Origin of the sequence: Aureimonas sp. AU12 (assembly GCF_001463705.1) — a bacterium.
Classification (GTDB): domain Bacteria; phylum Pseudomonadota; class Alphaproteobacteria; order Rhizobiales; family Rhizobiaceae; genus Aureimonas.
In genome coordinates, this window is record NZ_BBWH01000075.1 from 1 (window position 1) to 411 (window position 411).

The 411-nt window shown below is 62.8% G+C and carries 1 pseudogene; it reads right to left on the reverse strand.

The features are described from left to right. Positions 1-397: pseudogene (locus AUL33_RS21390) on the reverse strand (restriction endonuclease subunit R); the annotation flags it as partial. Positions 398-411: the final 14 nt, after the last annotated feature.

The following is a 411-nucleotide window of genomic DNA, read 5'->3' on the forward strand; positions in this document are numbered from 1 at the left end:
ATCCGAATGGGCTGAGCTTCGACGGCTCGATGCGGGTTTCCTCCAGTTCCTCGATCTGCTCCCGCAGAATGAAGGGCAAGGCGAAGTCGAAGGCCTCGAAACCCGGCCGCAGGCCGACAGAGATCAGATCGCCGGTCGCGCCGCCCTCCCGCTCATCCTCGTCTTCCGCCTCAGCGGCAAGGCCCTCCTTGATGAGGTCTTCATAGAAACCCTGAAAGGCGGGATGCTCGACGATCGAGAGAATGTCGATCATGTTGGTGGGCGTTTGGCCGGCGCGGATGCGCTGCCGGTTCTCGCGCTTGATATCGTCGAACTCGTTGCCTCGCCACATCAGGCGGAGGCCGCGCCCGATCGTCTGTTCCAGCAGAATGCCTGCGCCGGACGCGCGCAGCGGCACAATCACGCAGATAT